This window comes from Thioalkalivibrio sp. ALMg3 (assembly GCF_000381225.1).
GTDB classification, from domain to species: domain Bacteria; phylum Pseudomonadota; class Gammaproteobacteria; order Ectothiorhodospirales; family Ectothiorhodospiraceae; genus Thioalkalivibrio; species Thioalkalivibrio versutus.
Window position 1 is genome coordinate 71,583 of sequence record NZ_KB906224.1, and the last position, 19,266, is coordinate 90,848.

20 protein-coding genes are annotated in these 19,266 nt (G+C 64.8%); 9 read left to right on the plus strand and 11 right to left on the minus strand.

Annotated features, from left to right (window positions below):
* Positions 1 to 2 precede the first annotated feature (2 nt).
* Complete coding sequence (gene hemE, locus F622_RS0107660) at positions 3 to 1,058, plus strand: uroporphyrinogen decarboxylase (RefSeq protein WP_018168288.1); 1,056 nt, start codon at positions 3 to 5, stop codon at positions 1,056 to 1,058.
* A gap of 30 nt (positions 1,059 to 1,088) precedes the next feature.
* On the opposite strand, the gene F622_RS0107665 is transcribed toward hemE, so the two are convergent.
* Positions 1,089 to 1,718: a hypothetical protein gene (locus F622_RS0107665; protein ID WP_019571642.1), complete on the minus strand. Its 630-nt coding sequence runs from the start codon at positions 1,716 to 1,718 to the stop codon at positions 1,089 to 1,091.
* Positions 1,719 to 4,097, minus strand: a complete 2,379-nt coding sequence (locus tag F622_RS0107670) for a penicillin-binding protein 1A (protein WP_019571643.1) — start codon at positions 4,095 to 4,097, stop codon at positions 1,719 to 1,721.
* A gap of 143 nt (positions 4,098 to 4,240) precedes the next feature.
* On the opposite strand from F622_RS0107670, the gene F622_RS0107675 reads away from it, so the two are divergent.
* The 7 genes from F622_RS0107675 (at position 4,241) to F622_RS0107705 (ending at position 11,950) form a co-directional block, all read left to right on the plus strand.
* The gene (locus F622_RS0107675; protein WP_038084249.1) at positions 4,241 to 5,308 is read left to right on the plus strand and encodes a pilus assembly protein PilM; all 1,068 of its coding nucleotides are present in this window, start codon (positions 4,241 to 4,243) and stop codon (positions 5,306 to 5,308) included.
* Positions 5,305 to 5,868 carry a PilN domain-containing protein gene (locus F622_RS0107680; protein WP_018144543.1) on the plus strand — a complete coding sequence of 188 codons (564 nt, stop codon included), beginning with the start codon at positions 5,305 to 5,307 and terminating at the stop codon, positions 5,866 to 5,868. The genes F622_RS0107675 and F622_RS0107680 overlap by 4 nt, the downstream gene beginning before the upstream one ends.
* Entirely contained in the window at positions 5,868 to 6,449 is a 582-nt protein-coding gene (locus tag F622_RS0107685; RefSeq protein ID WP_018144542.1) for a type 4a pilus biogenesis protein PilO, read from the plus strand. The genes F622_RS0107680 and F622_RS0107685 overlap by 1 nt, the downstream gene beginning before the upstream one ends.
* 14 nt (positions 6,450 to 6,463) lie before the next feature.
* Positions 6,464 to 6,991, plus strand: a complete 528-nt coding sequence (locus F622_RS0107690) for a pilus assembly protein PilP (RefSeq protein ID WP_026287946.1) — start codon at positions 6,464 to 6,466, stop codon at positions 6,989 to 6,991.
* A 20-nt stretch (positions 6,992 to 7,011) separates the two neighbouring features.
* Positions 7,012 to 9,153, plus strand: a complete 2,142-nt coding sequence (gene pilQ / locus F622_RS0107695; protein ID WP_019571644.1) for a type IV pilus secretin PilQ — start codon at positions 7,012 to 7,014, stop codon at positions 9,151 to 9,153.
* A 62-nt stretch (positions 9,154 to 9,215) separates the two neighbouring features.
* Positions 9,216 to 11,159, plus strand: coding sequence for an Ig-like domain-containing protein (locus F622_RS0107700; RefSeq protein WP_019571645.1), 1,944 nt, complete (start codon positions 9,216 to 9,218; stop codon positions 11,157 to 11,159).
* A gap of 248 nt (positions 11,160 to 11,407) precedes the next feature.
* Positions 11,408 to 11,950: a shikimate kinase gene (locus F622_RS0107705; RefSeq protein WP_026331554.1), complete on the plus strand. Its 543-nt coding sequence runs from the start codon at positions 11,408 to 11,410 to the stop codon at positions 11,948 to 11,950.
* Between the two features lie 361 nt (positions 11,951 to 12,311).
* Here the strand turns inward: F622_RS0107705 and F622_RS0107710 are convergent, their stop codons facing one another.
* Both F622_RS0107710 and F622_RS0107715 read right to left on the minus strand, forming a co-directional pair.
* Entirely contained in the window at positions 12,312 to 12,773 is a 462-nt protein-coding gene (locus F622_RS0107710) for a nuclear transport factor 2 family protein (protein WP_018938215.1), read from the minus strand.
* A complete protein-coding gene (locus tag F622_RS0107715; RefSeq protein WP_019571647.1) occupies positions 12,749 to 13,159 on the minus strand; it encodes a nuclear transport factor 2 family protein in 411 nt (136 codons plus the stop codon). The genes F622_RS0107710 and F622_RS0107715 overlap by 25 nt, the downstream gene beginning before the upstream one ends.
* Positions 13,160 to 13,283: 124 nt before the next feature.
* Between F622_RS0107715 and F622_RS0107720 the strand changes: the two genes are divergently transcribed.
* Entirely contained in the window at positions 13,284 to 14,174 is an 891-nt protein-coding gene (locus F622_RS0107720) for a PfkB family carbohydrate kinase (protein WP_019571648.1), read from the plus strand.
* 50 nt (positions 14,175 to 14,224) lie between these two features.
* Here the strand turns inward: F622_RS0107720 and F622_RS0107725 are convergent, their stop codons facing one another.
* Genes F622_RS0107725 through F622_RS0107755 form a run of 7 tightly spaced genes read right to left on the minus strand, consistent with a single transcriptional unit; the run spans position 14,225 to position 19,213 of the window.
* Positions 14,225 to 14,494 (minus strand): HPr family phosphocarrier protein, encoded by a 270-nt coding sequence (locus F622_RS0107725; RefSeq protein WP_018144535.1) that lies wholly within the window; start codon positions 14,492 to 14,494, stop codon positions 14,225 to 14,227.
* Complete coding sequence (locus F622_RS0107730) at positions 14,466 to 14,891, minus strand: PTS sugar transporter subunit IIA (RefSeq protein ID WP_018168280.1); 426 nt, start codon at positions 14,889 to 14,891, stop codon at positions 14,466 to 14,468. The genes F622_RS0107725 and F622_RS0107730 overlap by 29 nt, the downstream gene beginning before the upstream one ends.
* A gap of 51 nt (positions 14,892 to 14,942) precedes the next feature.
* Positions 14,943 to 15,815 (minus strand): RNase adapter RapZ, encoded by an 873-nt coding sequence (gene rapZ / locus F622_RS0107735; protein ID WP_019571649.1) that lies wholly within the window; start codon positions 15,813 to 15,815, stop codon positions 14,943 to 14,945.
* A 7-nt stretch (positions 15,816 to 15,822) separates the two neighbouring features.
* Entirely contained in the window at positions 15,823 to 16,854 is a 1,032-nt protein-coding gene (gene hprK / locus F622_RS0107740; protein ID WP_018144532.1) for an HPr(Ser) kinase/phosphatase, read from the minus strand.
* 48 nt (positions 16,855 to 16,902) lie between these two features.
* Positions 16,903 to 17,370, minus strand: a complete 468-nt coding sequence (locus F622_RS0107745; RefSeq protein ID WP_018168278.1) for a PTS sugar transporter subunit IIA — start codon at positions 17,368 to 17,370, stop codon at positions 16,903 to 16,905.
* A gap of 3 nt (positions 17,371 to 17,373) precedes the next feature.
* Positions 17,374 to 17,712: a ribosome hibernation-promoting factor, HPF/YfiA family gene (gene hpf / locus F622_RS0107750; RefSeq protein WP_018144530.1), complete on the minus strand. Its 339-nt coding sequence runs from the start codon at positions 17,710 to 17,712 to the stop codon at positions 17,374 to 17,376.
* A 16-nt stretch (positions 17,713 to 17,728) separates the two neighbouring features.
* Positions 17,729 to 19,213 carry an RNA polymerase factor sigma-54 gene (locus F622_RS0107755; protein WP_019563243.1) on the minus strand — a complete coding sequence of 495 codons (1,485 nt, stop codon included), beginning with the start codon at positions 19,211 to 19,213 and terminating at the stop codon, positions 17,729 to 17,731.
* Positions 19,214 to 19,266 lie beyond the last annotated feature (53 nt).

A 19,266-nucleotide genomic window follows, 5' to 3' on the forward strand; every position in this document is an offset into this window, starting at 1 on the left:
CGATGTCCCAGAACCTGAAGAACGACCTCCTGCTGCGAGCCCAGCTGCGCGAACCGGTGGAGCGTCCGCCGATCTGGATCATGCGCCAGGCCGGGCGCTACCTGCCGGAGTATCGCGAGACCCGCGCCCAGGCCGGCAGCTTCATGAGCCTGTGCCAGAACCCGGAGCTGGCCTGCGAAGTCACCATGCAGCCACTGCGCCGGTTTCCTCTCGATGCGGCGATCCTGTTCTCCGACATCCTCACCATCCCCGACGCGATGGGGCTGGGTCTGTATTTCGAGACGGGCGAGGGCCCACGTTTCCGCGAGCCGGTGCGTACGCTGGAGGCGATCGAGAACCTGCCGGTGCCGGATCCGGAGCAGGAGCTACGCTACGTGATGGACGCGGTGCGCCTGATCCGCCGCGAGCTGGACGGCCAGGTCCCCCTGATCGGTTTTGCCGGCAGCCCCTGGACCCTGGCGACCTACATGGTCGAGGGCCAGGGCTCGCGCGACTTCGCCGAGACCAAGCGTCTGATGTACGGCGAGCCGCAGGCGATGCACGCCCTGCTGCAAAAGGTCGCCACCGCGGTGACCGATTATCTGAACGCGCAGATCCGCGCCGGCGCCCAGTCGGTGATGATCTTCGACACCTGGGGCGGTTCGCTTACTCCGCGGGCCTATCGCGAGTTCTCGCTGGCCTACATGCAGCGCATCGTCGACGGGCTGATCCGTGAAAACGATGGCCGCCGCGTCCCGGTGACGCTGTTCACCAAGGGTGGCGGCGCCTGGCTGGAAATGATGGCGGATACCGGGGCGGATGCCCTGGGGCTGGACTGGACCATCGAGATCGCCGAGGCCAGCCGGCGGGTCGGCGATCGCGTTGCGCTGCAGGGCAACCTCGATCCGTCGGTGCTCTACGCACCCGAGGCGGTAGTGCGCGAAGAGACCCAGCGGGTGCTGGATGGTTTCGACCGCGACACGGGTCATGTCTTCAATCTTGGCCACGGCATTCATCCGGGGATCGATCCGGAGCGGGTGGCCGCGATGGTGGATACCGTAACCAACTACCGACGTTAGTCCGCCCGGCGCGAGCGTACGGCCCGGTTATTATTCCGCCGTGGCCGCCGCCTCTTCGGCGCCGGCCTCCGCCAGCATCCTCTCTACGTCCGCGCGGGTTGCGCGTTGCATCGGGCGTCCGTCCACTGGCGACGGTGGCGCCTGGCGCAGGCCGTCCAGCGCGAATACCGTGAGCTCAACATCGGTGTCGTCCGGTCCGCGGAAGGCGAGGAAGGGGATGCGCTGTTCGCGCCCCTTCCGGCTGCGGTAACGGCGCTCGCCGGTCTCGCAGTGAATCCCCCGATCCCCCATCTCCAGGATGACCTCTTCCACTGTCTCGGCGAAGGCATGCAGGTTGATCAGCGGTTGTGATTCCACTAGCCCTTGAAGGAGCGGGCCGACCAGCCGCGGTTCCAGGTGCTCCAGGCGTTCCATCACGACCAGCGCCGCTTCCAGGCGGCCGCGGTAGGCGGCGCGGCTGGCGGGGCTGGCAAACAGCCGGCTGCGTTCGATGGCGGCGTCCTGGATCTCCAGGTTGCCGGGCATGTCGTGGCGGGCGTCCACGCCCAGGTGTTCCGCGGCTTTCCGCTTGGCCAGGCCGAAGTCCCGGATGCCGTCGTCGAGCATGATGCGAGCGGCTTCCTGGGCCAGCTCCTGGCGCGCGCGCGAGGGGCTGGCCATTTAAAAGACCAGTTCGGGTTGCTGGTTCCCGCTGCTTCCGTTCTCGCCGTTCCCCGGAATGACGTGTCCGCGTTCCGGGATCTGGTGGGGTAGCAGCCACTGGTTGCGCGCGCCCGGGGCGTCGTCGCTGGGGGCGCGCTGGCCGTTCGGCAGGATGGCGACCCGCACCAGGTCGTTGGGGCGCTCCACCGGCCGTTCTGGCTGGTCGGCCAGCACGCTGCCCATGAAGCGGGTCCAGATTGGCAGGGCCGCGCGACCGCCACTTTCGCGTCGGCCCAGCTCGCGGTTGTCGTCGAAGCCGATCCAGGCGGTTGCGACCAGCGCCGCGTTGAACCCGGCGAACCAGGCATCGCGGTAGTCATTGGTGGTCCCGGTCTTGCCGGCCAGGTCGGACCGGCCCAGTTCCATGGCCCGCCGTCCGGTTCCGGATGTGATGACGCTGCGCAGCATGTCGCTCATCTGCCAGGCGACACCGGGATCCAGGACCGGTACCGGATCGGTGTACTGCAACGGGCCACTGCTGGCGACCAGCGGCAGATCCTGGCCCTTCGGGTTTGTGCAGGGCGCCGGGCAGGCTCGTTCGGTCGGTGCCTCGTACAGGGTCTCGCCGTCCGCCGTCTCGATGCGGGCGATGATCCAGGGGCTGTTCAGGCGGCCGCCGCTGGCGAACACGCCATAGGCATTGTTCAGCTGCAGCGGGGTGAGGGAGCCGGTACCCAGGACCATGGACAGGTTGTTCGGCTGCCTTTCGAGGTCCAGACCGAAGCGCGTCAGTTCCTGGTGCACGTTTCCGGTGCCCAGGCGGTCGAGCAGGCGAATGGAGGCCAGGTTGCGGGAATTCGCAAGTGCCTCGCGCAGGGTGGTCTCGCCGTGGAAGCGCCGCGAGTAGTTCTGCGGGCGCCATTCGGCCCCCAGGGCGGGGTCATTGAAGACCATCGGCGCGTCGATCACGGTCCCTTCGGGCCGGTGGCCCTCGCGCAGGGCCAGGGCATAGACCAGCGGCTTGAACGCGGATCCGGGCTGGCGTTGCGCCTGGGTCGTGCGGTCGTAGCGGTTCTCAAAGAAGTCGAACCCACCGGCCAGTGCCAGGATGGCGCCGTCCTGAGGGGCCTGGGCGATCACGGCGCCGGTGACTTCCGGCTTTTGCGCCAGGCGCCAGCGGCCGTCGGTATAGGGACGTATACGGATCACGTCGCCGCGTTCGAGCGCCGGTGATCCGGCCCATTCGCGGTCTTCCGGCAGGACTTCCAGTTCGCCAATGCGGCCGCCGTCGACGCGCAGTACCCCGGCGTCGCCCTGCCCCAGGACGGCGGCCGGGAACAGCAGCCTTCCGTGCACGCCAATGGCCATCAGCGCGCGCTCGCGTGCCTCGGCGTCCTCCAGGGTATTGCCGGGAAGCCGCATTTCGGGACCGCGAAAACCGTGACGCTCGTCATATTCCAGCAATCCTTCGCGCAGCGCCTGGTTGGCCGCTTCCTGCTGGCGGGAGTCGATCGTCGTGTGCACCTGCAGGCCGCGACGGTAGGCGTCGTCACCCCACAGGTTCACGACCATCTGGCGCGCCATTTCGGCGACCCAGTGGGCATCAATCTCGGTGGCTGTGGTGTGGCGTTCCGACAGCACCGGGCGCTCGATGGCGGAGGTATAGGCATCCTCGTCGATCACGCCGGTCTCCAGCATCCGCCGCAGTACGTAGTTGCGGCGGATCTCGGCCCGTTGCGGGTTGCTTACCGGGTTGGTGGTCGATGGCGCCTTGGGCAGGGCGGCGAGCGTGGCAATCTCGTCCAGTTCCAGCGCATCCAGCGAGCGGCCGAAATATACCCGCGAGGCCGCCTCGATCCCGTAGGCGCGCTGTCCCAGATAGATCTTGTTCAAATATAGCTCGAGGATTTCATCCTTCTCGAGTTCCTGTTCCAGGCGGATGGCCAGGAAGATCTCGCGCAACTTGCGTTCGTAGGTCCGCTCGCGCGTCAGGAAGATATTGCGCGCGAGCTGCATGGTGATGGTGCTGCCGCCCTGGCTGCGCTCGCCGCCGGTGGAGATCACATTCAGTCCGGCGCGGGCAAGGCCCATGACATCCACACCCGGATGGTCATAGAAGCGCTCGTCTTCCGCCGCAATAAAGGCATCGCGGACTTGCTGCGGGATTGCGTCGATCGGGACGGGAATGCGCCGTTCTTCCGCGAACTCACCCATAAGGCGGCCATCCGCACTGCGGACCTGCAGTGGAGTCTGCAGGCGCACATCGCGTACGGCGTCGGCCTCCGGGAGGCTCGGCGCGTAGTAAACATAGAGAGCGGCCGCCGCGATGGACAGGCCGATTCCGGCTGCCAGCATCAGGGCCAGCAGCGCCGTAATAATCTTAAGGAGCGGATTCATGACAGCAAAAAAAGTGAGGCCAAGATGAGAAGTCGCTTTCAAAGCGACTTGCAACCCTGAAGTCGCGGTGTATATTGTGAACCAGCTAGCATACGTGATTGTAACGCTACCAGTTACTTTCGTCGGGGTATACAGGGGGATGTGTGCTGAGTCTCGGAAAATCCAAACAAGGGGTCCTGGGCGTGGATATCAGCTCGGCAGCCGTCAAGGTGCTGGAGCTGACGCGACAGGGTAAGGGCTATCGGGTCGAGGCCTTCGCGGTCGAACCGCTGCCCGATGGGGTGATGGTCGACAAGGTCTGTCAGGACACCGAGGCCGTGGGTAATGCCCTCGCCCGGGCGGTCAAGCGCTCCGGCACCCGCCTCAAGCACTGCGCGATGGCTGTGCCGTCCTCCGCCGTGATCACCAAGACCATCCAGATGTCGGCCGCGCTGGGCGATGCGGAACTCGAGGGCCAGGTCTTCGTGGAGGCGGATCAGTACATCCCCTACACGCTTGAAGAGGTCAACCTGGATTTCCAGGTCCTCGGCAAGAACGAGAAGAACCCCGAGATGGTCGATGTCCTGGTCGTCGCTTCGCGCCGCGAGAACGTGGACTCGCGCGTGGCCATTGCCGAGGCGGCCAAGTTGACCCCCGAGCTGATCGACGTCGAGGCATACGCGATCGAGCATACCGCCGAGCGCCTGATGGAGCAGGTCCCCGACCGCGAGAGCAAGCCGATCGTGGCGGTCGTGGATGTCGGCTCTTCGGTGACTGCCGTGTATGTCGTCAGTCAGGACGAGGGCGTGGTTTACACCCGCGAGCAGAATTTCGGCGGCCGCATGCTCACCGAGGAAATCATGCGGCGCTACAGCATGAACTATCAGGAGGCCGGTTCCGCCAAGATGAGTGGCGACCTGCCGACCGACTACGCAAGCTCCATCCTCGAGCCCTTCAAGCAGACCATGGTCGACCAGATCCAGCGGCTGCTGCAGTACTTCTACGTGACCCGCCCGCAGGACACCATCGATCACATCCTCCTGGGTGGCGGCTGTGCGGCCATCCCGGGCGTGGACGAACTGCTCGAGGAGGCCGCCGGCACGCCGGTATCGATCGCGAACCCGTTCCGCGGGATGGCGTTGGCCAAAAGGGTCAACCAGGAACGTTTTGCCAATGATGCCCCGGCGCTGATGACGGCCTGTGGCCTGGCCGTGCGGGGGTATGCGTCATGATTTATATCAACCTCCTTCCCTGGCGCGAGAAGGCACGCGAACAGCGGCGCAAGCAGTTCTTCGCCGCGGTTGGTGGCGCCGCGGTGGTCGGCGTCCTTCTTGCCTTCGTTGGCTACAGTTTTATCGGCGCGTTGATCGACCACCAGCAGTCGCGCAACCAGATGCTGGAAAGCGAGATCCGCGAACTGGATCGTCAGATCGCCCGGATCCGCGATCTCGACGAACAGCGCGAGGCCCTTATTGCCCGAATGGAAGTCATCCAGACCCTGCAGGCGCAGCGGCCCGAGGCCGTGCATCTCTTCGATCAGCTGGTCGAGACCCTGCCCGATGGTACCTACCTCAACGAGGTCCGCCAGGAAGGCGAGAATGTGCGCCTGGTCGGGCGCTCCGAGTCCAACACCCGGATCTCCGCGTTGATGCGCCGGATCGATGGGTCGCCCTGGCTGGGTAGCTCCAACCTGCAGATTATCGAGACCCGCGAGGAGGGTCGCCTCCAGGTGCGTGACTTCCGACTGGATGCCACACAGACCCGGCCGGATGCCGCAGAGGGGGATTCCTGATGGATCTCAATGAACTCAAGCAGGTCGATTTCAACAACATCGGGGAAGCCTCCTGGGGCGTGAAGGGCCTGATCCTGGTCGTGATTGTCCTGGCCATCCTCGGCCTGTCCTATTACCTCTTCATCGGCGATCAGCGGACAGAGCTCGAGCGCGCGGAGAGCCGCGAACTGCAGCTGCGCGGCGAGTTCGAGGACAAGCAGCAGCGGGCTGCCAACCTCCAGGCCTACGAGGACCAGCTGGAGGAGATGGAGCGCATGTTCGCCTCGCTGCTCGAGCTGCTGCCCAGTAGTGCCGAGATCCCCAGCCTGCTGGTCGATGTCTCGCAGACAGGGTTGCAGGCGGGTCTCGAGATCGAGCTGTTCGAGCCGCGTGGCGAGAACCGGCGCGACTTCTACGCCGAGGTTCCGATCCGTCTGCGCGTCCGGGGCGATTACGAGGATCTCGCGGAGTTCGTCAGCGGTGTCTCGGCCCTGCCGCGCGTGGTCACCATGCACAACATGCATATCCGTCCGGGCGATTCCGACAACGACCTGCTGATGGATGCGGTCGCCCGCACCTATCGCTACCTGGAGGAGAACTGATGAGGCATTCTTCCATGCGAGCGGTATGGCCCGGACTGGCCATGGTCCTGACGGGCGGGATCCTGCTGTCGGGCTGTACTCAGGACAACCGTGACCTCGAGCAGTACATCGCCGAGGTCAAGGAGCGCCCGGGGAGCGGGATCGAGCCGATCCCCACCCTGGAGCCACACGAGCCCTATCTCTATCCGGGGCATGCCCGGTCGCCTTTCGACTCGTCGGTAATCGCCCAGCCGGAGCTCGCCGCGGCCGAGGGGCAGCCCGGAGACGCCGAGATTGATCCTGACCGCCCGCGCGAGTTCCTCGAGGGCTTTCCGCTGGATTCGCTGCGGATGGTCGGGTCGCTGGAGCAGCATGGCGTGCGCTACGCCCTGGTCCGGACCCCGGATCGAGGGGTTCAGCGCGTCACTGCGGGCAACTATATGGGCCAGAACCACGGGGAGATCATCGAGATCACGCCGACCCAGATCCGGCTGGTCGAGATCGTGCCGGATGCTTTCGGCGGTCACGTGGAACGTGAAAACTCGGTGGCGCTGACCGACTAGCGGTTGGGGGGGAGAAGAAGATGATGACGAGCATTCGCCGCAAGGTCGGCACAACCAACAGGGGATTCAACATGGGTTCTTCCATGCGCGCTTTCGCAGGCACGGTCGTTGCGGGCCTGCTGTTCATGGTGTCCCAGGGGGTGGCTGCCACCGAACTGGAAGAGATCCGGGCCGGCAGTCTGAGCGGTGACCGGGTGCAGGTGAACCTGCGTTTCTCGGAGACGCCGCCCTCCGATATTCGCGCCTTTGCGATTGATTCACCGCCGCGCATCGCGTTGGATCTGCCCAATGTCGGCAATGCATTGCCGCGGCGCGAGACGGACCTGAATGTGGGCCCGGTGCTGCGGGCGAGCACGGTCGAGGCGGGCAACCGCACCCGCGTGGTGTTCAACCTGACCCAGGCCTCCGAATACCAGACCCGAGTGGAAGGCAACAACCTGATCCTCACCCTGGGGCGCGGTGTCTCCGAAGCGGATGCCCGCGCCGAGCAGGTCGTTGAGCGTGCGGGTGACCCGGCCCAACCGGTCACGCGCAGTGCGCGTCCCATGGAGATCACTGGCATCGACTTCCGTCGCGGCAGTGAGGGCGAGGGTCGTGTCGAAGTGGATCTGTCCCGCTCTGGGGCCGAGATCAATGTTCGCGAGCAGGCCGGGCGCATCGAGATGACCTTCCCCCGTGCCATGGTTGATGAATCATTGGAGCGGCGCCTGGACGTGGTCGATTTCGCCACCCCGGTGCATACCATCGACACCGTTGCCGAACGCAATCGGGTGCGCATGGAGATCGAAGCGCGCGGCGAGTACGAGATCATTTCCTACCAGAGTGATCGCCAGTTCGTCCTCGAGGTCGCCCCGATTTCCGAGGCCGAACGCCAGGCGCGCGCTCGCGAGGAAGAGGAGTTCGCTGGAGAACGCCTGTCCCTGAATTTCCAGGACATCGAAGTGCGTTCGGTACTGCAGCTACTGGCAGACTTCACCGACCTGAACATCGTGGTCAGCGACACCGTGGGCGGCAACATCACCCTGCGTCTGAACAACGTGCCGTGGGATCAGGCGCTTGACGTCATCCTTCAGGCGCGAGGACTGGACAAACGAATGGACGGGAACGTCCTCTACGTCGCTCCCAGCGAGGAAATCGCAGCTCGTGAGCGCATGGAGATGGAGACTCAGCGCGATCGGCAGGAGCTGGAGCCGCTGCGCACCGAATTCGTTCAGATCAACTTTGCTCAGGCCGAGCAGATCGCCTCCCTGATTCGGAGTGACGAAGGCGGGCAGTTTCTGTCGGAGCGTGGCAGCATCACCATCGACACCCGCACCAATACATTGCTGGTGCAGGACACCCAGAGCCGGATCGAGGACGTCCGTCGCCTGGTCTCCACGCTGGATGTCCCGGTGCAGCAGGTCCTGATCGAGACCCGCATCGTGATCGCGGACGATAGCTTCCAACGCGATCTGGGGGCTCGCTTCGGCATTAGCGCCGGGCGCGATCGCGGGCGGACTTCGCTGGGCCTGTCGGGCACCGCTGACGCTTCCAGCGAAATTACGCAGAACCTTTCGGGCGGTACACCCGGCGTTCCGAGTCTGGGTGACCGACTGAACTCGTCGTTGCCGGCGCAGGCCGATGCTACCCCGGGGTCTGTGGGGCTGAGCATCCTTCGCCCCAATGTCCTGTTGGACCTCGAGCTGTCAGCCCTACAAGTCGAGGGGCGTGGCGAGATTATCTCCAGCCCCCGAGTGATTACGGCTAATGGCCAAACGGCCACGATCAAACAGGGTGAAGAGATCCCGTTCCAGGAGGCAACGGCCTCCGGCGCGACCTCAACCCAGTTCATCGAGGCTGTGCTGTCGACCGAGGTGACCCCGCAGATCACGCCCAACGGGAACGTCATTCTCGACATCAAGGTGACGAAGGACGAGCCGAGCCAGCGCGTGGTGCTCGGCGTTCCGGGGATCAACAAGCGCGAGGTGGAGACCCAGGTCTTCGTGGGCAACGGTGAGACCGTCGTTCTCGGTGGGGTTTACGAGATCGATAGCCGTACGCAACTGGAGAAAGTGCCTTTCTTTGGGGACATTCCGTTCCTTGGCAACCTTTTCAAGAACCGTTCGACGGAAAATACCAAGGCCGAGTTGCTGATCTTTGTCACGCCACGGGTCATCGACTAACTGCCACCTAGGTCATATGTACCTTGGGTTGTCCGAAACCCGAGACACAAGGGAGACACAAAATGGGGAAGTTTGGATTTGGGATCGCGACCATGGGGGGGAGTGCTATCACGGCGATCCTGCTGGCCGCTTGTGGCGGCGGCAGCGGCAATGATGCCTTCACCGGCGAGGGAGATGATTCCGCGGATTCCGATCCCGGCACATCTGTAGGGGCCATCTACATCACCGGTGATAACGAGCTGGCGACTGGCACTGATGGTGAGCTCGAGCTCCGGGTGGTTGTGGTGGATGGGAACAATCGCGTCATGAGTGGGGTGGAAGTGATTCCTGACGTCGATGACCGTGGCATCGTTGTCGGCGGCGATCAACAGACGGATGATGGCGGAAGGGCTGTTCTGACCCTGACGTCCGAAGGCAGTTTCTCCAACCGGTCGATTGATTTCCGGGTCTCGGCAGGGGATACCACTTCATCAGTCTTTCCGATCGATGTTGCCGGGACGCGATGGGTCCGCCAATCCCAGTCATTGTCTGGTATTGGGGGAGAAGTGGAGTTGGCGCTGGAGGATGGTTCGGACGATCGCGTTTCGGGAAGCCACGTGTCCTATGACTACGTTGATGGACTGGTGTCGCTCACTCGAGAGCCAGTCCAGACGGATGCTCGGGGCGAATTGTCTGTGGAGTTTGAGGCCACGGGTGGGGCGGCGGGTGACTACCGTTTCGACGTAACAGGTTCCGGGGCGACCTATTCTCAGTTCTGGTCCGTTGCCGACCAGACACTGCAGGTGGTCAGTCCCGCGGGCGAGACCTTCTGGCCGGTTGGTGAATCGCATCCGGTGCAGGTCAAGTTGACCGGCCCGGATGGTGATCCAATTCCTAACCAGGAGATTCACTTCGAAGCTACCCGCGGAAGCCTTTCGGCCCCGAGTGCTAGCACTGAATATGATGGTGTTGCCGAGGTGTCGCTGACGTCCGATAACATTGGACCTACCCGAATTCAGGCTCGATATGAGACGGCCGAAGGGCCAGTTGTTGCAGATGCGGCCGCACTTTTTGTGACCCGGGACGTAAAGACCGTCTCGATTCAGGCGCAGCCTTCAACCATTTCGACGGAGGAAACTAGTCGCATTATCGCGAGTGTGAGAGATGATGACGAGCAGCCCGTTCAGGGGGTTGAGGTTGGTTTCAGCGTCTTCGACCAGTCGGGCGGCGATTTGCTCGATTCCAGCGCGTTGACGGATCAGTTCGGGCGGGCTGAAGTTACATACCGGGCGGGAAGCATTGCGTCTTCGGATGCGGGGGTTCAGATCACTGCCACTGCGACCCGTCCAGATGGTTCGACGACGGAAGACGACGTCAACCTTACCGTCACGGCTGAGGCACTCTATATTTCGCTTGGTACGGGCAACACCCTGCGTAATGTCAACGATACGACTTACGGTCTTCCGTACACGGCGGTTGTCACCGATTCCTCGGGCAGTCCCGTCGCCAATCGCGAGTTGAGTCTATCCCTGTGGTCCACCGACTATCGTCGTGGTCGTTGGGAGCTAATAGGTGACGGTTGGAAGCAAAACGTAACCAATTCGGACCCTTCCTCTTGCCCGACGGAAGATCCTGATCGCACTGGTCTTTACGACGAGGCGAATGACGTTTCGGATACAGAGACGCTGCTCCCGGGCAACGTGGCAACGCTAGTGCCGGATGGCGGTGCCGCTCAAGGAGAAGATGCGACGATCCGGACGGACGAGAACGGGTTCGCTAATTTCGAGATTCGGTATGCGAAAGAGTACGCCGAATGGGTACGCGTCGAGCTTCGGGGTAGCATCGAGGTCGATGGGACTGAAGGGACTCGCAGCCGCTCCTTTTGGCTGCCGATCGCTGCTGCTGACATCGACGACAGTGATGTAGATCCCCCCGGTAAGGTCAGTCCCTTTGGCACTGGGGAGCCCGGCGCCACGGACTTGTGCACCGCGTTTGCTGAGGACTGGGAGGAAGACAAGCTCGACTGATCGGTATTCAACAGGTTTTGGAGTCTTCGGTGCCGTCACAAAGCAGCGACACCGTGTCGCCGCCTGCGATGAATCCCAGGAACAAGTCCAGGGCCTCGGGTGCAGTCCAGAAGCCCGGATGCTTTGACCTCCTGTCGGAACCGCCTGATTGAGGACAGTTCTTGCCATTTAGGCGTTTCGTTTAGGCCGGGGTGCACCGAATGCCCCGGCCTTTTCTTTGGGGGGCCCACCCAGTAGCCTTGGCGCCCATGCAGAACATCGTACTGGTAGGGCCTATGGGGGCCGGCAAGAGCACAATCGGACGCGGTCTCGCGGGACTGCTGCGGCGGCCGTTCTTTGATACCGATCAGGAGATCCAGCGGCGTACCGGCGTGGATATCCCGACCATCTTCGAGTTCGAGGGCGAGGGCGGTTTTCGCAAGCGCGAGACGGCGATGCTGGAGTCGCTTCTTGAACAGGAGGGGGCGGTGATTGCCACTGGGGGCGGGATCGTCGAACGCCCGGAAAACCGCGAGCTCCTGCGCGACCAGTTCGTGATCTACCTGCGAGTGCCGGTGGAGGAGCAGTTCCGGCGTACCCGCCGTAACCGCAAGCGCCCGCTGATCGCGGAGGCGGCGGACCCGAAGGCCCGCCTTCAGGAGTTGTTCGTGGTCCGCGATCCGCTCTATCAGGAGGTCGCGGACCTTACGCTGGAGGGCAAGGGGCGGCGGGTGCGCGACGCGGTCAAGGGCGTATGCGCGGCCCTGCAGGTGCAGCGCCCGGATCTTTGCCAGCCGCGCTCCGAAGGCTAGCTGGTAACCATTAAGCGCACGAAGACACCAAGCAAGGGCGCGAGTCATCCACAGGGGCCGGTTGCGGCCCCATGCGTGATTCTAATGGGGTCAACGGGCAGTGGAAGGTCCTGGGCTCCATCGATCTGCCGGACGCCTGGTCGCGGTGGTCACGTGATTTTTTGACCCCCCGAGGACGGCGGAGCACAGCGAGGCAGTTTCCGGTTGTTCAGGCGCTTCACGACCCGCATCCATACCGTTCGCGGATCCTTTTGCCTCGGAACACACCTGCCCCGAACGCCCTTCTCTAGGTGCTCCGTGGTGCACTCGCTTTGGAGCTTCTTCGTGCGTTCATGCGCTTCGTGGTCGATCCCACTGCTCGTCAGTGGCGGGTGTTGCCGCCGCCATCGGGGACGAACATGCCGTCCTGCGATGGCGGTGAGCGGCGCCCGTGCGAGGCATGGTGAAACAGCAGGCGCCAGCCCGTGTCCAGCCAGCGCCAGGTCTGGCTGATCAGGATCGTCCCGGTGGGCGTGACGTCGCCCGGTCGCGTGATCGCCTCCTCGATGACCAGGCTGATGATCTCCCCGGTCTCGTGGCGCCCCACGATCTTCGGTTCGATCCCGATATTCAGTTCGCGCGCGAAGACCAGTAGCCAGCTCTCCATCACCTCTGCCACGCCCCGGTGGGCGCGCGGGCTGCCCGGGTGGATGCAGACGATGTCGGGACGCTCGCCCCAGAGGCGCATCATCTGTTCGATATCGGCGGCACGAAAGGCGGCGTAATACGCCTCGACGCAGCGATCGGCATCCGTCGCCATCAGTGCACGCCCCCGGTGGGCCATTCCGGCGTGGGTTCCGGGTCCGGGCTGGCGTGGTGGAGCACCATGCGCCAGCTTTCCCCATCATGGCGGTAGCCATTGGTCGCCAGCATGACGCCGCGCCGTTCACCCTGGACATACAGGTTTTCGCGCAATACGTGGAGGACGAGGTCTTCGCCCGGGATGGCGGTCACCTGGGTCCGGTGTACGATCACCCCGCGCATCCCCGGCAGGATGTCGTCCCAGCTTTCCAGGATGATGTCCGTTCCCTGCAGGCGCTCGCCACCTGGGTGGATGCAGACGCACTCGGCACTGTCGTGCCAGATTTCGCGCATGCCTTGTGCATCGCCTGCCTGAAAGGCCGCGTAAAAGGCGGCTTCGGCGGATTCGGGAGAAGGGAACGTGGCCATACCGGTCGGGGCCTCCTGAGACAGAGGGGGTATTGTCGCAGGAGCATCCGCGGATGACGAATGTGCGAGATGACGTAATGGGCGCGACCCGCCAGAATGGCGCTCCTTCATCACGGGAGCCCGTATGGCACGTATCCTCGCGACTGGCATTGTCACGCTCGACCACACCCTCGATGTTGCAGCCTTCCCGGCCGAGGACGACGAGGTCCGGGCGCTCGCCAGCACCACCCAGCCCGGAGGCAACGCGACCAACACCGCAACGATCCTGGCGCAGTTCGGCCACCGCCCGGGCCTGGCCGCGGTCATCGCCGAGGGTGCGGCCGGGGATGCCTTGAGCGAGTCCCTGGAGGGGCGCGGACTGGATATTCGTCACTGCGTACGCCGGCCCGGAGCGACGCCGACCTCCCATATTCTTCGTTCCAGGGAGACGGGCAGTCGCACCATCGTCCATCATCGCGACCTGCCCGAACTCGGGGTGGAGGATCTCGCGGGCGTACCCTGGCCGGAATATGACTGGCTGCACTTCGAGGGGCGTAACCCGGAGGCCCTTGCGTCCATCCTGCGGGCGGTGCGCGAGAGCATCTTTGACCAGCCGGTGTCGCTGGAGCTGGAGAAGCCCCGGCCGGGGCTCGACGCATGCCTGGACTATGCCGATGTCCTGATGCTCTCACGCGACTGGGCCGCGAGCGTGGCGGGCACTCCCGAGGCTGCGCTGCAGCAGCTTTCCGAGCGCTTTCCTGATCGCATCCTGACCGTGACCGCCGGGGGCGAAGGGGCCTGGATGGCCGTGCGGGGCGCGATCCACCATTGTGAAGCGACGCCCGGACGGCGGGTGGTCGACAGCGTGGGGGCAGGGGATACCTTCAATGCCGGGTTGATCCACGCGCTGGTCTCCGGGGAGCCCCCGGAGCAGGCTTTGACGGCCGCTGTGCGCCTGGCGGAGCGCAAGCTCGAGCAGGTCGGCCTGGACGGGCTGGGTGACGCGGCCTCCGACCCGGGAGCGTGGCCCGGATAGCCCCCGCAGGGGATGGTGGTTGTTGACCGGGGCGGGCGGGACTCGGAGGTTCAGGCCTCTTCGCCGAAACGATCGGCAACCAACTCTGCGAGTGCATCCAGCGCCTCCGGCGCATCCTTGCCTTCGGCCTCGATGGTGATCTCGCTGCCCTGGGCGGCGGCCAGCATCATCACGCCCATGATGCTCTTGCCATTCACCTCCTGCTGGTTGCGGGAGACGGAGACGTCCGCGGCGAACTTGCTGGCCAGGCTGACGAACTTGGCCGCGGCGCGCGCGTGCATCCCCAGGCGATTAACGATGGGGACTACGCGCTGCGGCATCGCTGCACTCCTGATCGCAGAGGAGAATCCCGTCATGGCCGCCCGAAAGGGCCTTGTTGACCAGTTCGGTCAGGGGGAGGTGTTGATAGTTGAGCACGCGGATGAGCATTGGCAGGTTGGCGCCGGCGATCACGCGGGCATTTGCACCCCGGGCGACGCGAATCGCCACGTTGGAAGGCGTGGAGCCAAACATGTCGGTCAGAACGAGCACCCCCGAGCCGCTGTCGAGGGTCGCCAGGCGCTCGCGGGCGCGGGCCAGGACCTCGTCGGGGTCGTCGTTCTGGGACATCGCCATGGACTCGCAGTCCTCGGGCAGGCCCCCGAGCATGCTCTGCGCGGTCTGCAGCAGGGTATCGCCCAGGTTTTGATGCGTGATCAGAATGAGACCAACGCCCATGGATCTGCTCCGATTGCGGGTTCCAGAAGGCCCTCGTCCCGCGTCCAGTGGTTACTGTTTACCCAGCTCGCGGTGACGGGTGCTAACAGTAACATGTTCCCGATCCTGCCACGCCTCCGCAAGCCGCTCCACCAGATACACCGAGCGGTGTTGCCCGCCGGTACAACCGATGGAGACCGTGACGTAGCTGCGGTGATCGTCCAGCAGGCGCGGCAGCCACTGCGACAGGAATCCCTGGATGCTGTCGAACATGGCCGCGACCTCCGCGTGCCGCTCAAGGAACTCGCACACGGGCGGGTCGCGACCGGTCAGGGCGGCCAGATCGCTTTCGTAGTGCGGATTGGGCAAGCAGCGCACGTCGAACACGAAGTCGGAATCCAGCGGCGCGCCGTGCTTGAAGCCGAAAGACTGGAACTGCAGGGATAGCTCGTGTTCCCCGCGCTCGCCTATGCGGTCGCGCAGGGTGCGGGCCAGATCGTGCATCGACAGGCGCGAGGTGTCGACCGTCAGATCGGCCTCCGCGGCCACATGGCCCAGCCACTCGCGTTCGCGGTCGATGGCCTCGACCAGTGGCACGCCGTCGCGCGCCAGCGGGTGGCGCCGGCGGGTCAGGTGGTAGCGCCGCAGCAGCACCTCGCTGGCCGCCTGCAGGAACAGGACCTCCACCTGCACCCCGTCCGCCCGTAGTTGCGCCAGGAGATCGGAGAACCCCTCCAGGGCCTCCAGGCCGCTGCGCACATCCACGCCCACGGCCAGATGGCGGTCGGTCTCGGTGTCGTAGTGGCCCTGCCGGACCTGATCGATCAGGTCCGGCAGCAGCGGCAGCGGGAGGTTGTCGACGCAGAAGTAGCCGGCATCCTCCAGGGTGTGCAGGGCCACGGTCTTGCCGGACCCGGACAGGCCACTGACGATTAGCAGGCGCATGGCCGATTCAGCCCTCCGGGTCCGGGTTGGGGACCGTAGTGGCGGGCACCGCGCGATGGTAGGGCGGCTCCTCCGTCTCGCCGCTCATCTGGCGGCGCTGGCGTGCGCGCAGGTCGTCGCCAGCGATATAGCCCTGCATGTGCAGCATGTGGTTGCGCACGGCCGCCTCGATCATGACCGCGATGTTGCGCCCCGGCGCGATCGGCAGGCTGATCAAGGGGACGCGCAGGCCGAGGATATCGATCTCGCCGCGGCGCCCGTTCAGCCGGTCATCGGGGACCGGCGAGGGTTCGCCATGATCGCGTAGGTCGATGATCAGGCGCAGGTACTTGCCGCCCTTGATCGCGGAATCGCCGTACATGGCGCGGATGTTGAGCACCCCAAGACCGCGCACCTCGAGCAGGTCCTGGAGCAGGGCCGGGCAGTGGCCGCGCACGATGTCGGGCGCAATGCGCGCGAATTCGGGGGCATCGTCGGCGATCAGGCGATGCCCGCGCGAGATCAGTTCCAGTGCGACCTCGCTCTTGCCAACGCTGGAGGCGCCGCTGATCAGCACCCCGATCCCGAGGATCTCCATGAACACGCCGTGGCGCACCTCGAAATGGGCCAGGCGCTGCTGCAGGAAATAGCGCAGCAGCGAGATAATCTCGTGGCTGCTGGTGCTGGAGCACAGGATCAGCGGCAGCGCCTCCTGCGGGGCGTCGGGCATCTCCGAGAACGGACAGGTGTCCTCGGCGAAGATCACCGCGGTGGTCCCAGTGCGGGCCATCTCCAGGATCAGGTCGTTGCACTGGGTGGCGCTGAGGCTGGAGATGTAGCGGGCCTCGAAGTCGCCGATGATCTGGATGCGGTTGGGCCGGATCAGGTTGAGATGGCCGGCCAGCGGCAGGTCGTCCCCGTCGTCGCCGACCAGCTTGCGGTCGGGTGCTGCATGTTCGCCGTGCACGAAGCGAAGATCCAGGCGGTTTCCCATGGCCTGGATCAGGCTCTCCACGTTGATGTCGCGGGCGATCCCGCCTTCTCCCAGCGCCTCGTTCATGGCAGACGCTGCGCGCCGGAATCGCGGCTGGAGGCGGGTTCCACGGGCTTAGTCCTCGCTGAAGCGGCGCACGAGTTCCTGTTCCAGGGCCGCCGCGTCCCCGGCCCGGCGCAGCGCTCCGATGGTGTCTGGCTGCGACAGGCCGCGGGCGAGTTGGGCCAGCAGGTCGAGGTGGTCGCCGGTGGCGGCCTCCGGGACCAGCAGTGCGATCAGGATATCGACCGGCTCGTGATCCATGGCGTCGAAGTCGACGCCCTTTTCCAGGCGCAGCACGGCCACGCGCGGCGCCTCGAGATCGGCCAGGCGGCCATGGGGAATCGCAACCCCATGGCCGAGACCGGTGGATCCGAGTTTTTCGCGTGCGGACAGGGCCTCGAAGATCGCATTGCTTCCTGGTCCCGTGCCGTCACCTCCGCCGGCGAGGAGGTCCGCCAGGGCCTCCAGGGCCCGTTTCTGGCTGGAGCACTCGGGTTGCAGGCCAATGCGCTCGGAGGTGATCAACTCGGCAATCGTCATGGATCAGGAGGCCTGCTCGCGGTTGCGCTGGGCACCTTCGGCGCGGTGGTGGTCCTTGACCTTTTCCTTGTGCTTGATCAGCTGACGGTCGACTTTGTCGATCAGCGCGTCGATTGCGGCATACATGTCCTCGTGAGAGGCCTCGGCGTGGATGTGATTGCCGCTGACCTGGAGATTCGCTTCGGCCTGGTTGTGCTGATTCCGGGTCTTCTCGTGGGTCAGCACGACGTGGACGTCGATGACCTTGTCGAAGTGGCGCTCCAGCTTCGCGAATTTCTCGTTGACGTAGTCGCGCAGGGCGTCGGTGATGTCCACGTGGTGGCCGGTCAGGTTGATCTGCATGGTCAGGACTCCTTGGTTACTTGCTGCCGGTGGGCATCGAGGCCATCTGCCGGCGTTCGCTGGATGAAGGGATGTGCATCGCCTCGCGGTACTTGGCCACGGTGCGGCGCGCTACGTTGATGCCCCGGTCCGACAGGACCTGGGCGAGCCGGGCATCGCTGAGCGGCTTGTTCGGGGGTTCGTCGCCAATCAATTCGCGAATCATGGCACGGATGGCGGTGGCGGAACACTCGCCGCCATCGTTCGTGCCGACATGGCTGGAGAAGAAATACTTGAACTCGAAGACCCCGCGCGGGGTGTGCATGTATTTCTGCGTGGTAACCCGCGAGATGGTCGATTCGTGCATCTCCAGGGTCTCGGCAATGTCGCGCAGGATCAATGGCTGCATCGCGACGTCGCCATGCTCGAGAAAGCCCTGCTGGCGATGGACGATCGCCTCGGCGACCCGCAGCAGGGTGTCGTTGCGGCTGTGCAGGCTCTTCAGGAACCAGCGTGCCTCCTGCAGCTGATCGCGCATAAAGGCGCTGTCGCGGGCATCCGAGACCTGGCGCACCATGCCGGCGTAGAGGTCGTTGATGCGGATGCGCGGTGCGATCTCCGGGTTTAGATCCACGCGCCAGCCCTCGGTGGTGTGGCGCACGTAGACATCCGGGACCACGTATTCCGAGGTGGCGGAGCTGATCTGTGCGCCGGGGCGCGGGTTCAGGGTGCGGATCAGATCCAGTGCGCGGGCCAGTTCGTCCGGGTCGCGTACGCCGGACTGGCGCTGCAGGGCCTTGTAGTCGCGCTTGCCCAGGCTGTCCATGCCGTGTTCCAGGATCGCCCGTGCGGCCTCGCGGGCCGGGGCGTCCGGGGCCAGTTCGCGTAGCTGGATCTCCAGGCACTCCCGCAGGTTGCGCGCGCCGACCCCCAGCGGGTCGCACTGCTGAATCCAGTGGAGCACTGCCTCGACCTCGTCGACGCCGACGGTTTCATCCTCGCCTCGGCTGATGGTCTCGGCCAGGGTTTCCAGGTCACCCTCGAGATAGCCGTCGGGGCTGATGGCGTCGATCAGGGCCGCCCCGATGCGCTGGTCGCGCGGTGTCAGATGGCTCAGATGCAGCTGCCACAGCAGGTGATCCTGCAGGCCCTCACCGTCGTCGTCGCTGGTGTTTTCCAGCGGGTCGCGGTCATCCACGCCCTTGTTGGGCGTCGGGGCCGGCTCGTAGATGTCGTCCCAGCGGCTGTCGGTCGTCAGTTCCTCGGGGATCACGTCGTCGCTGGTGGTGGTGGCCTCCATGCGATCGCCTTCCACCAGCTCGCCGTCCTGGTTCAGGCGCTCGGTGTCGGCCTCGGCATCTTCGTCCTCGACCTGTTCGAGCATGGGGTTGCTCTCCAGCGCCTGCTGGATCTCCACCTGGAGCTCGAGCGTGGACAGCTGCAACAGGCGGATCGCCTGCTGCAGTTGCGGGGTCATGGTCAGCGTCTGACCCAGCTGCAGATTCAGGCCGGGTTTCAGCATCGGGTATGCGGGGCGAGGGTGGGCATTGATGGAATCTTAAAGCCTGCCTTGTG

Bases quoted from the DNA above. Each gene is read 5' to 3' on its own strand.
- hemE (WP_018168288.1), top strand. From the start codon at position 3: ATGTCCCAGAACCTGAAGAACGACCTCCTGCTGCGAGCCCAGCTGCGC.
- F622_RS0107665 (WP_019571642.1), bottom strand. From the start codon at position 1,718: ATGGCCAGCCCCTCGCGCGCGCGCCAGGAGCTGGCCCAGGAAGCCGCT.
- F622_RS0107670 (WP_019571643.1), bottom strand. From the start codon at position 4,097: ATGAATCCGCTCCTTAAGATTATTACGGCGCTGCTGGCCCTGATGCTG.
- F622_RS0107680 (WP_018144543.1), top strand. From the start codon at position 5,305: ATGATTTATATCAACCTCCTTCCCTGGCGCGAGAAGGCACGCGAACAG.
- F622_RS0107685 (WP_018144542.1), top strand. From the start codon at position 5,868: ATGGATCTCAATGAACTCAAGCAGGTCGATTTCAACAACATCGGGGAA.
- F622_RS0107690 (WP_026287946.1), top strand. From the start codon at position 6,464: ATGCGAGCGGTATGGCCCGGACTGGCCATGGTCCTGACGGGCGGGATC.
- pilQ (WP_019571644.1), top strand. From the start codon at position 7,012: ATGATGACGAGCATTCGCCGCAAGGTCGGCACAACCAACAGGGGATTC.
- F622_RS0107700 (WP_019571645.1), top strand. From the start codon at position 9,216: ATGGGGAAGTTTGGATTTGGGATCGCGACCATGGGGGGGAGTGCTATC.
- F622_RS0107705 (WP_026331554.1), top strand. From the start codon at position 11,408: ATGCAGAACATCGTACTGGTAGGGCCTATGGGGGCCGGCAAGAGCACA.
- F622_RS0107710 (WP_018938215.1), bottom strand. From the start codon at position 12,773: ATGGCCCACCGGGGGCGTGCACTGATGGCGACGGATGCCGATCGCTGC.
- F622_RS0107715 (WP_019571647.1), bottom strand. From the start codon at position 13,159: ATGGCCACGTTCCCTTCTCCCGAATCCGCCGAAGCCGCCTTTTACGCG.
- F622_RS0107720 (WP_019571648.1), top strand. From the start codon at position 13,284: ATGGCACGTATCCTCGCGACTGGCATTGTCACGCTCGACCACACCCTC.
- F622_RS0107725 (WP_018144535.1), bottom strand. From the start codon at position 14,494: ATGCCGCAGCGCGTAGTCCCCATCGTTAATCGCCTGGGGATGCACGCG.
- F622_RS0107730 (WP_018168280.1), bottom strand. From the start codon at position 14,891: ATGGGCGTTGGTCTCATTCTGATCACGCATCAAAACCTGGGCGATACC.
- rapZ (WP_019571649.1), bottom strand. From the start codon at position 15,815: ATGCGCCTGCTAATCGTCAGTGGCCTGTCCGGGTCCGGCAAGACCGTG.
- hprK (WP_018144532.1), bottom strand. From the start codon at position 16,854: ATGAACGAGGCGCTGGGAGAAGGCGGGATCGCCCGCGACATCAACGTG.
- F622_RS0107745 (WP_018168278.1), bottom strand. From the start codon at position 17,370: ATGACGATTGCCGAGTTGATCACCTCCGAGCGCATTGGCCTGCAACCC.
- hpf (WP_018144530.1), bottom strand. From the start codon at position 17,712: ATGCAGATCAACCTGACCGGCCACCACGTGGACATCACCGACGCCCTG.
- F622_RS0107755 (WP_019563243.1), bottom strand. From the start codon at position 19,213: ATGCTGAAACCCGGCCTGAATCTGCAGCTGGGTCAGACGCTGACCATG.